Consider the following 8,804-nt stretch of genomic DNA (forward strand, 5'->3'; position numbering starts at 1 on the left):
ACGCCTCTGAACAAAGCCCATACGTATTTATGGTTGTCCATCTACGCCGGGTATATCCTCGAGGTCATTTCAATTGACAATTTGATTGAAAATTGGTACGTTTTAGATAATAAATCCAACAAAATTACTTGGGATTGGGAGTGTGGAATGTATGGTAAGAGTGGCTAATTCAATTTCGGAATTAATCGGTCAGACTCCAATAGTGAAGCTTAATCGACTAGTCGATGACAACAGCGCGGATGTGTACTTAAAATTAGAATATATGAATCCAGGAAGCAGTGTGAAAGACAGGATAGCCCTGGCGATGATCGAAGAGGCTGAAAAAGCAGGGAAGATCAAGCCTGGGGATTCCATCGTGGAACCGACGAGCGGAAACACAGGGATCGGCCTTGCCATGGTGGCTGCAGCAAAAGGTTACAAATCAGTACTTGTCATGCCTGACACCATGAGTATGGAAAGACGAAACCTTCTGCGTGCATACGGAGCGGAGTTAGTATTGACGCCGGGATCCGAAGGGATGGGCGGCGCGATCCGCAAAGCCGAAGAACTATCTAATGAAAAAGGATACTTCATGCCGCAGCAGTTCAAAAATGAAGCAAACCCGAAAGTGCATAGAGAAACGACAGGGAAAGAAATCGTTGAGCAAATGGGCGGGCAGCTTGATGGTTTTGTTGCAGGGATCGGAACCGGCGGAACGATCACCGGAGCCGGCGAAGTATTGAAGGAGCATTATCCATCCATCAAATTGTATGCGGTGGAACCAACCGACTCCCCGATTCTGTCGGGCGGTAAGCCAGGTCCTCATAAAATCCAGGGGATCGGCGCGGGGTTTGTGCCTGACATCCTGAATACTTCTCTTTACGACGAAGTCATCCAGGTGAAGAATGATGAGGCTTTTGATTATGCAAGGAGAGCCGCCAGGGAAGAAGGGATCCTCGGAGGCATCTCATCCGGAGCCGCGATCTGCGCTGCACTGAAAGTCGCAAAAGAACTCGGCAAAGGAAAGAAAGTCCTCGCCGTCATCCCGAGTAACGGGGAACGCTACCTGAGCACTCCGCTTTATCAATTTGATGACGAATAAATAAATGAACCAAATCCTGAAGCAGGCAATTGCTTCGGGATTTTTCTTTTGTTGTATGAAATTTTACCCCCTGTGGTTGAAAGAATTTGGGGGAGTATCCAGCAGCTGGTTGAGCACACTGGGCGTGGAGGGGACCAGCAGGTTAATTCCTTATTTTTACATGTGACGGAATTATCCACGGAATTGAAAGATTAATTGCCGAATTTGAAAGATTAACGGTCAAAATTCGAAGATTATCAGCTGAAATCTCGAAGATTATCGTCCCGAATTCGAAGATTACCCGCCCCGAATGAAGTGAAGCCTCCCCATCCGGAAGGTTTTCAACCCAAAGTCAAAGGTGGCGGTCCCGGATTCGAAGATTGACTGCCTTAACCTAAAATCGCCGACCCCATCCCGAGGATTTACACCCCGAATTCAAAGATCACAGCCCCAACTCCGAAGATTTTCCTCCCCAAACCTGATAATTAAAAGCCCAAACTCAAAGTTCAATGAACCAAACCACAAGATTCCTACAAAACTCACCCTTTCCATACTTTCAACAGTGAAACCTTCCCAAACTTCATGTATCATGAAAGGAGATAAAACAGTAGGAGTGTGAAGTACGTGCAGCACTTATATTTTCATAAAACCCGAACAACAAAAGAACAATTCTTCTCAGCATATGAACAACTGAGCCGGGACCAATCGCATCATGTATTGCTGGAAAGCGGCCGGGGAGGAAGATATAGTGTTGCCGGACTTCAACCGAAAGCAATCGCGGAAAGCTCAGGGGATGGCCTTATCATTCAGGATGCTGAAAATACGGAAATCAGACATGGTGATCCATTGATCGAACTGGAAAAATGGCTGCACCCCCTTAAAACCGAAAGAAATCCCGATCTTCCCGATTTCCAGGGGGGTGTCATCGGTTTTCTGAGCTATGACTACGCAAGGAGAATCGAGAAACTGCCGGAACTGAGTCAAGATGATCTCGGGATTCCAGAAGTGTATTTCTTTTATTTAGATCAGTGGGTGGTATTTGACCACCAAGAAGATATACTGTGGACGATGATTCTCACACAGGCAGAAGAGTCCGAAGCTGAAGCACTGCTGCAAACGTGGACGGATGTGTGGAAGGGGAAGCTTGCAAATCGTGACATCCAAGTGGATGCTCAGCCGGATATGGAAACCGCCGGCCGCGGAGTATCCATGGATGAAGGACAATTTTCAAATGCGGTAAAAAGGATTCAGGATTATATCTCACAGGGCGATGTCTTTCAGGTCAATCTATCGGTCAGGCAATCCGAGAAGCTCAGTGTCGAGCCGTTCGCGGTTTATAAAAAACTACGTGAACTGAATCCTTCTCCATATATGAGCTACATCCAGACGCCTGACTTCCAGATTGTGTCGGGATCACCGGAGCTTTTGGTCAAGAAAAAGGGTACGGAAGTGAGTACAAGGCCGATTGCAGGCACGCGCTCCCGCGGGAAAGATGCCAATGAAGATGCGGCGCTTGCACAGGAGCTCATCGGCAATGAAAAGGAACGGGCCGAACACGTCATGCTCGTCGATCTTGAGCGGAATGACTTGGGAAGGGTCTGTGTCTACGGGACGGTTGAAGTCAATGAATTCATGGTCATCGAGAAGTATTCGCATGTCATGCACATCGTTTCAAATGTAAGAGGGAGACTGGATGAGCAGAAGACCAAGGCCGATGTCATCCGTTCTGTTTTTCCGGGAGGCACGATCACCGGGGCACCAAAAGTAAGGACGATGGAAATCATCGAAGAATTGGAGCCGGTCAGAAGGGGCATTTATACAGGGTCGATCGGCTGGATCGGCGTGAACGGTGACATGGAATTGAATATCGTCATCCGCACCATGCTGGTGAAGGACCAGCAAGCTTACATCCAGGCGGGTGCGGGCGTTGTCATCGACTCGAACCCGAAATATGAATACAAGGAATCGCTGAAGAAAGCCAGGGCGCTCTGGGTTGCCAAGGCCATGGCGGAAGGAAACGGGGGACAACCATGATACTCATGATCGATAATTATGACTCATTCACATATAATCTTGTTCAGTTTTTAGGAGAGCTTGGTGAAGAATTGGTCGTCAGACGGAATGACGAAATCACCATCCCTGAAATTGAAGCGATGTCACCCGATTACCTTATGATATCTCCCGGGCCCTGCAGTCCGGACGAAGCAGGGATCAGCCTTGAGGCGATTTCTCATTTTGCAGGGAAAATACCGATCTTCGGTGTATGCCTGGGCCACCAGTCGATTGCCCAGGTCTTTGGAGGGGATGTCATCCGCGCCGAACGTCTGATGCACGGTAAAATCTCGGACATGCACCATGACGGAAAGACCCTCTTCAAGGGACTCAAGAACCCGTTTGAAGCAACACGCTATCATTCGCTGATTGTAAAGCGTGAAACCCTGCCGGATTGTTTTGAGATCACAGCGGAGACTTCCAAGGGAGAAATCATGGCCATCCGCCATAAAGAGCTCCCGATCGAGGGTGTGCAATTTCATCCAGAGTCAATCATGACCCAGTCTGGAAAGCAGCTTCTGAAAAACTTCCTGGAAACCTATAAGAAAGCCGAGCTGCCGGTATAATGTATATCTATTCCAACGGCAAAATCGTTCATCATTCAGAAGCCGCCATCTCCCCTTTTGATCACGGTTACCTTTACGGTCTTGGTGTCTTTGAAACCTTTCGGACGTACGGCGGCCATCCCTTTTTATTGGGTGACCACTTAGCCAGGTTGAATAAGGGTCTCCAAGCACTGAACATCGAAGTGGATCTAGATGAAGCGGAAATAAAGCACGTTGTGGCCTCGCTTATAAGAAAAAATGGACTGGACGATGCCTACTGCCGGCTGAATGTCTCGGGAGGTCCGGGTGAAATCGGATTGCAGACAGCTCCCTACGGAGATCCCACGGTCATCCTTTTTCAAAAAGAATTGCCGCCATCCGTGCCACTGCGCGAAAAGGAGGGCGTCCTCCTTAAGCTGAGGAGAAGCACCCCTGAGATAAAAGAGAGATTAAAGTCCCATCATTATCTCAATAACCTTGCTGCTAAAAGGGAAATCGGTCCTGCCCCGGATAAAGAAGGGATCTTTCTTACGGGTGACGGCTATCTATGTGAAGGAATCACATCGAATCTCTTCTGGATGAAAGAAGGAGAGCTTTTTACCCCTGCTGTTGAAACCGGACTTTTAAACGGGATCACCAGACAGTTCATTCTCGCCCTGGCGGAGAAGTTGAATCTTCCTGTCCGTGAAGGATTTTTTCAAGAGAGCGATCTGGAAGCGGCAAGCGAAGTATTTTTTACGAATTCCGTGCAGGAAATCGTACCGGTAAGGAAAATCGGGGCTCAAACATATGCAGGTCGTGACGGCTGCTTGGTCAGGCAGCTGCATGAACAGTATCAGGAATACGCACCTTATTTAAACTCCATTGAAGACATGAAAGAAGGGAACATCCATGACAAAAACGATTAAATGCGGAAACTATGAATTGGACTATTCCAGCAAAACCCTCATCATGGGCATCCTTAATGTGACGCCCGATTCCTTTTCTGACGGAGGCTCATATGACTCTGTTCAGAAAGCGGCGGCGCGTGCGAAGGAAATGGTGGAAGAAGGAGCGGACATCATTGACGTCGGCGGCGAATCGACCCGTCCGGGACATACCCCGGTCACGGCAGATGAAGAGATTTCAAGGGTGATCCCGATCATAAAAGAGCTTGTTAAAGAAGTCGATGTACCGATTTCGATCGATACGTATAAGGCTGAGACTGCCAAAGCGGCTGTCGAGGCAGGCGCCCATATCATCAATGACGTGTGGGGCGCGAAGAAGGATCCGCTGATGGCAGCGGTGGCAGCTGAAAAGGGCGTGCCGATTATCCTGATGCACAACCGGGAGGATAAAGAGTATGAAGTCTTCATGAGGGATGCCGTACAGGACCTCCAGGAAAGCATCTTCCTTGTAAAAAAAGCAGGGGTGAAAGATGAACAGATCATCCTCGACCCGGGAATCGGTTTTGCCAAATCATTCGAACAGAACCTTGAAATGATGAGGAACGTCGACACCCTCGTATCCCTCGGTTATCCAGTCCTTTACGCCACCTCGCGAAAACGTGTCATCGGCCATGTGCTGGACCTGCCGGTGGAAGAAAGGATGGAAGGGACGGGGGCGACGGTATGCTGGGGCATTCAGAAGGGCTGCCAGCTCGTACGTGTACACGATGTGAAGGAAATGGCCCGGATGGCGAAGATGACGGATGCTTTAATGGGAAAGGGGCAGTACGATGGATAAGATCATGTTGAATGAAATGGAATTCTACGGCTATCACGGGGTTTTTTCAGAAGAAAACAAGCTCGGCCAGCGGTTCCGGGTGAGTGTGGAGCTGCATCTGGATTTGAAAAAATCAGGCCAAACCGATAATCTCGAGGATTCCGTCAATTATGCGGATGTGTATTCTATAGCCAAGTCTGTGGTGGAAGGGGAACCCCTTAATCTGGTGGAAGCGGTGGCCGAAAGGATCTCCTCGGAATTATTGGAATCATTCTCTGCTGTTGAAAGCTGCACGATAACACTGATCAAGCCCGACCCGCCGATTCCCGGTCACTACCGGTCGGTGGCGGTGGAGATTACGAGGAGTCGATCATAATGAAGAGTATTGCATACCTTTCCCTGGGCTCGAATATGGGGGAGCGGGAGGCTTATCTGGAAAAAGCCATTAATATCCTGGATAGTCATGGTAAGATAGAGGTAAGAAGGAAATCGTCCATCTATGAAACGGATCCAGTAGGTTTTACCGATCAAGGCGAATTTTTGAATATGGTGATTGAAGTCCGTACGGATTTACGTCCGGAAATATTGCTGCAGCAATGCCTGCAGGTGGAACATGACCTTGGGCGAAAAAGGGAGTTCAAGTGGGGACCGAGGATCATAGACATTGATATCCTGCTTTATGATCACAAATCGATTGATTCAGAGGATCTCCTCGTCCCTCATCCAAGGATGCAGGAGAGAGCGTTTGTTCTCATACCGCTTTTAGAGCTTGAACCGTCCATCCCGCATCCTGCTGACGGCACCCCGTTCAATCGCTTTCTGGACGAAATACCTGACAAAGAAGGAGTTCGGTTATGGAAACAGATAAATGGGGAAGACGCGTTCGTGCATTCAGAAAGCTGAAAGGATTCACTCAGGAAGGTCTGGCAAAGGAACTGGGCATCTCCGTCTCCGTTCTCGGAGAAGTGGAGAGAGGGAGCCGCATTCCCAAAGAAGACTTCATGGTGAAGGTGGCAGATGTGCTCGGCATTACGCTCGAGGACCTGGACCCTCAGGGTGATTTGGAGCATAGTGAATAATCCATCAGTGATAAATCAATCGAAATCTGTTATTCTGAAAAAGGCTGGATTCCAATCATGATACCCCTCATGAACGGAGCAGCCTTTTTTAGATAGATTCTTTATTGCAGTATCCGTGTGCCCCGGTCGGCACACACGGGACAGTTTTCTCAAAGAACTGGAACTTTAGGGGTGTTACAATCCCTGATATTGTGTAAAATAGTATGGTATATATTCGTATCAGTCTAGTAAAGCAGGAAAGCAGATAGAATAGGAGTGAAACACAATGAGTCACGAAGAAATAAATGACCAGTTCCGCGTAAGGCGCGAAAAAATGGAATCCATCCGTGAAAAAGGAATGGATCCTTTCGGTAAACGTTTTGAACGCACACACAGCTCATCAGATATCAAATCACAATATGATGAGTTTTCTAAAGAAGAGTTGGAAGAAAAAGAGGTTTCGGTAACGATTGCCGGCCGTATCATGACGAAGCGCGGAAAAGGGAAAGCGGGATTTGCCCACCTTCAGGACCTCGAAGGACAAGTTCAAATCTATGTCCGTAAAGATGCAGTAGGCGAAGAAGCGTATGAATATTTCAACACTGCAGACCTTGGAGATATCGTCGGTATTACAGGGACAGTTTTCAAAACGAAGGTTGGAGAGCTTTCAGTTAAAGCAAAGGAATTTACCTTGCTGACAAAAGCGCTGCGTCCTCTTCCCGAGAAGTTCCACGGTTTGAAAGACGTAGAGCAACGTTACCGCCAGCGCTACCTGGACCTGATCACAAGCCAGGAAAGCAAAGAGACATTCATCGCCCGGAGCCGCATCATCCAATCGATGAGAAGATACTTAGATAACAACGGCTACCTTGAAGTAGAAACACCGATGATGCACAGCATCGCGGGAGGAGCATCAGCACGTCCTTTTACAACGCATCACAATGCCCTCGATATGCCGCTGTATATGCGTATCGCAATCGAGCTGCACTTGAAGCGCCTGATCGTCGGCGGTCTTGAAAAAGTATACGAAATCGGCCGTGTATTCCGTAATGAAGGGGTGTCTACGCGACACAACCCTGAATTCACAATGATCGAGCTTTATGAAGCCTATGCAGATTACCGCGATATCATGGCATTGACTGAAAACCTTGTTGCGCATATCGCAAAAGAGGTATTCGGTTCTGCAACCGTTCAATACGGTGATTATGAAGTGAACTTGGAGCCTGAGTGGACCCGTCTTCATATGGTAGACGCCGTAAAAGAACATACTGGAGTAGACTTCTGGAAAGAAATGTCCGCTGAAGAAGCACGTGCACTGGCTAAAGAGCATGGCATTGAAATCAAGGACAATATGCAATACGGTCATGTCGTAAATGAATTCTTCGAGCAAAAAGTAGAAGACAAGCTTATTCAGCCTACATTCATCTACGGCCACCCGGTGGAGATTTCTCCGCTTGCGAAGAAAAACGATGAGGATCCTCGATTCACAGATCGTTTCGAATTGTTCATCGTGGGCCGTGAGCACGCAAACGCGTTTACAGAGCTTAACGATCCAATCGATCAAAGAGAACGCTTTGAAGCTCAGCTGAAAGAAAGAGAAGAAGGCAACGATGAAGCACACATGATGGATGACGACTTCATTGAAGCATTGGAATACGGTATGCCTCCGACTGGCGGCCTGGGAATCGGGATCGACAGGCTTGTTATGCTGTTAACGAACTCCCCGTCCATCCGTGACGTCCTGCTGTTCCCATTGATGCGCCATCGTGATTAAAGGATAATATATAGAAGAAAGCAGCGGCTGCAGGCCGCTGCTTTTTATTTAAGTGGACTATACTCGTAATAGAAAGCATGAACCTGTTTTATATGGCTCGAGACCTATTTTGAAAAAGAATTAAAAAAGATGCAAAAAACTATTGCGCCCAAGTTTATATGGTGGTATATTATTATCTGTTGCCGCAAAACACGGCAGACACACAAAAAACTTTTTAAAAAAGTTATTGACACTTCGGTGTTGATGCTGTAATATTTAAAGGGTCGCTTCAAACGAAGCAAGCAACAAATTGAACCTTGAAAACTGAACAAAACAAGACAATACGTCAACGTTAATTCTAGATTTACCGCAACGATTTAATCGTTGTAAACAAGAGCTATTCAAACTTTTATCGGAGAGTTTGATCCTGGCTCAGGACGAACGCTGGCGGCGTGCCTAATACATGCAAGTCGAGCGGATCGATGGGAGCTTGCTCCCTGAGATCAGCGGCGGACGGGTGAGTAACACGTGGGTAACCTGCCTGTAAGACTGGGATAACTCCGGGAAACCGGGGCTAATACCGGATAATTTAGTTCCTCGCATGAGGAACTGTTGAAAGGTGGCTTCGGCTA

General features: G+C 47.7%; 9 protein-coding genes and 1 rRNA gene. All 10 read left to right on the forward strand.

What is annotated here, in order from left to right; all coding sequences use genetic code 11:
• Nucleotides 1-151: 151 nt before the first annotated feature.
• On the forward strand, nt 152-1,081 hold the full coding sequence (cysK, locus tag AS034_RS20925) for a cysteine synthase A (protein ID WP_058300027.1): 930 nt from the start codon (nt 152-154) through the stop codon (nt 1,079-1,081).
• Between the two features lie 603 nt (nt 1,082-1,684).
• Nucleotides 1,685-3,094 (forward strand): aminodeoxychorismate synthase, component I, encoded by a 1,410-nt coding sequence (gene pabB / locus AS034_RS20930; protein ID WP_141687784.1) that lies wholly within the window; start codon nt 1,685-1,687, stop codon nt 3,092-3,094.
• The gene (pabA, locus tag AS034_RS20935) at nt 3,091-3,678 is read left to right on the forward strand and encodes an aminodeoxychorismate/anthranilate synthase component II (protein ID WP_058300029.1); all 588 of its coding nucleotides are present in this window, start codon (nt 3,091-3,093) and stop codon (nt 3,676-3,678) included. Before pabB ends, pabA begins: the two co-directional genes overlap by 4 nt.
• The gene (gene pabC, locus AS034_RS20940; protein ID WP_058300030.1) at nt 3,678-4,565 is read left to right on the forward strand and encodes an aminodeoxychorismate lyase; all 888 of its coding nucleotides are present in this window, start codon (nt 3,678-3,680) and stop codon (nt 4,563-4,565) included. Before pabA ends, pabC begins: the two co-directional genes overlap by 1 nt.
• Entirely contained in the window at nt 4,549-5,382 is an 834-nt protein-coding gene (gene folP / locus AS034_RS20945; RefSeq protein ID WP_058300031.1) for a dihydropteroate synthase, read from the forward strand. Before pabC ends, folP begins: the two co-directional genes overlap by 17 nt.
• Entirely contained in the window at nt 5,375-5,737 is a 363-nt protein-coding gene (gene folB, locus AS034_RS20950; protein ID WP_032085187.1) for a dihydroneopterin aldolase, read from the forward strand. The genes folP and folB overlap by 8 nt, the downstream gene beginning before the upstream one ends.
• Entirely contained in the window at nt 5,737-6,264 is a 528-nt protein-coding gene (gene folK, locus AS034_RS20955) for a 2-amino-4-hydroxy-6-hydroxymethyldihydropteridine diphosphokinase (RefSeq protein WP_058300032.1), read from the forward strand. Before folB ends, folK begins: the two co-directional genes overlap by 1 nt.
• Entirely contained in the window at nt 6,216-6,440 is a 225-nt protein-coding gene (locus tag AS034_RS22550; protein ID WP_032085185.1) for a helix-turn-helix domain-containing protein, read from the forward strand. Before folK ends, AS034_RS22550 begins: the two co-directional genes overlap by 49 nt.
• A gap of 265 nt (nt 6,441-6,705) precedes the next feature.
• On the forward strand, nt 6,706-8,193 hold the full coding sequence (gene lysS, locus AS034_RS20960) for a lysine--tRNA ligase (protein WP_058300033.1): 1,488 nt from the start codon (nt 6,706-6,708) through the stop codon (nt 8,191-8,193).
• A gap of 388 nt (nt 8,194-8,581) precedes the next feature.
• Nucleotides 8,582-8,804 (forward strand): 16S ribosomal RNA (locus tag AS034_RS20965); the annotation flags it as partial.

Origin of the sequence: [Bacillus] enclensis, from assembly GCF_001456935.1 — a bacterium.
Lineage (GTDB): Bacteria > Bacillota > Bacilli > Bacillales > Bacillaceae_B > Rossellomorea > Rossellomorea enclensis.

Excerpts from the sequence above, each read along its gene's own strand:
- cysK (WP_058300027.1), top strand. The coding sequence starts at position 152 with ATGGTAAGAGTGGCTAATTCAATTTCGGAATTAATCGGTCAGACTCCA.
- pabA (WP_058300029.1), top strand. The coding sequence starts at position 3,091 with ATGATACTCATGATCGATAATTATGACTCATTCACATATAATCTTGTT.
- pabC (WP_058300030.1), top strand. The coding sequence starts at position 3,678 with ATGTATATCTATTCCAACGGCAAAATCGTTCATCATTCAGAAGCCGCC.
- folP (WP_058300031.1), top strand. The coding sequence starts at position 4,549 with ATGACAAAAACGATTAAATGCGGAAACTATGAATTGGACTATTCCAGC.
- folB (WP_032085187.1), top strand. The coding sequence starts at position 5,375 with ATGGATAAGATCATGTTGAATGAAATGGAATTCTACGGCTATCACGGG.
- folK (WP_058300032.1), top strand. The coding sequence starts at position 5,737 with ATGAAGAGTATTGCATACCTTTCCCTGGGCTCGAATATGGGGGAGCGG.
- AS034_RS22550 (WP_032085185.1), top strand. The coding sequence starts at position 6,216 with ATGGAAACAGATAAATGGGGAAGACGCGTTCGTGCATTCAGAAAGCTG.
- lysS (WP_058300033.1), top strand. The coding sequence starts at position 6,706 with ATGAGTCACGAAGAAATAAATGACCAGTTCCGCGTAAGGCGCGAAAAA.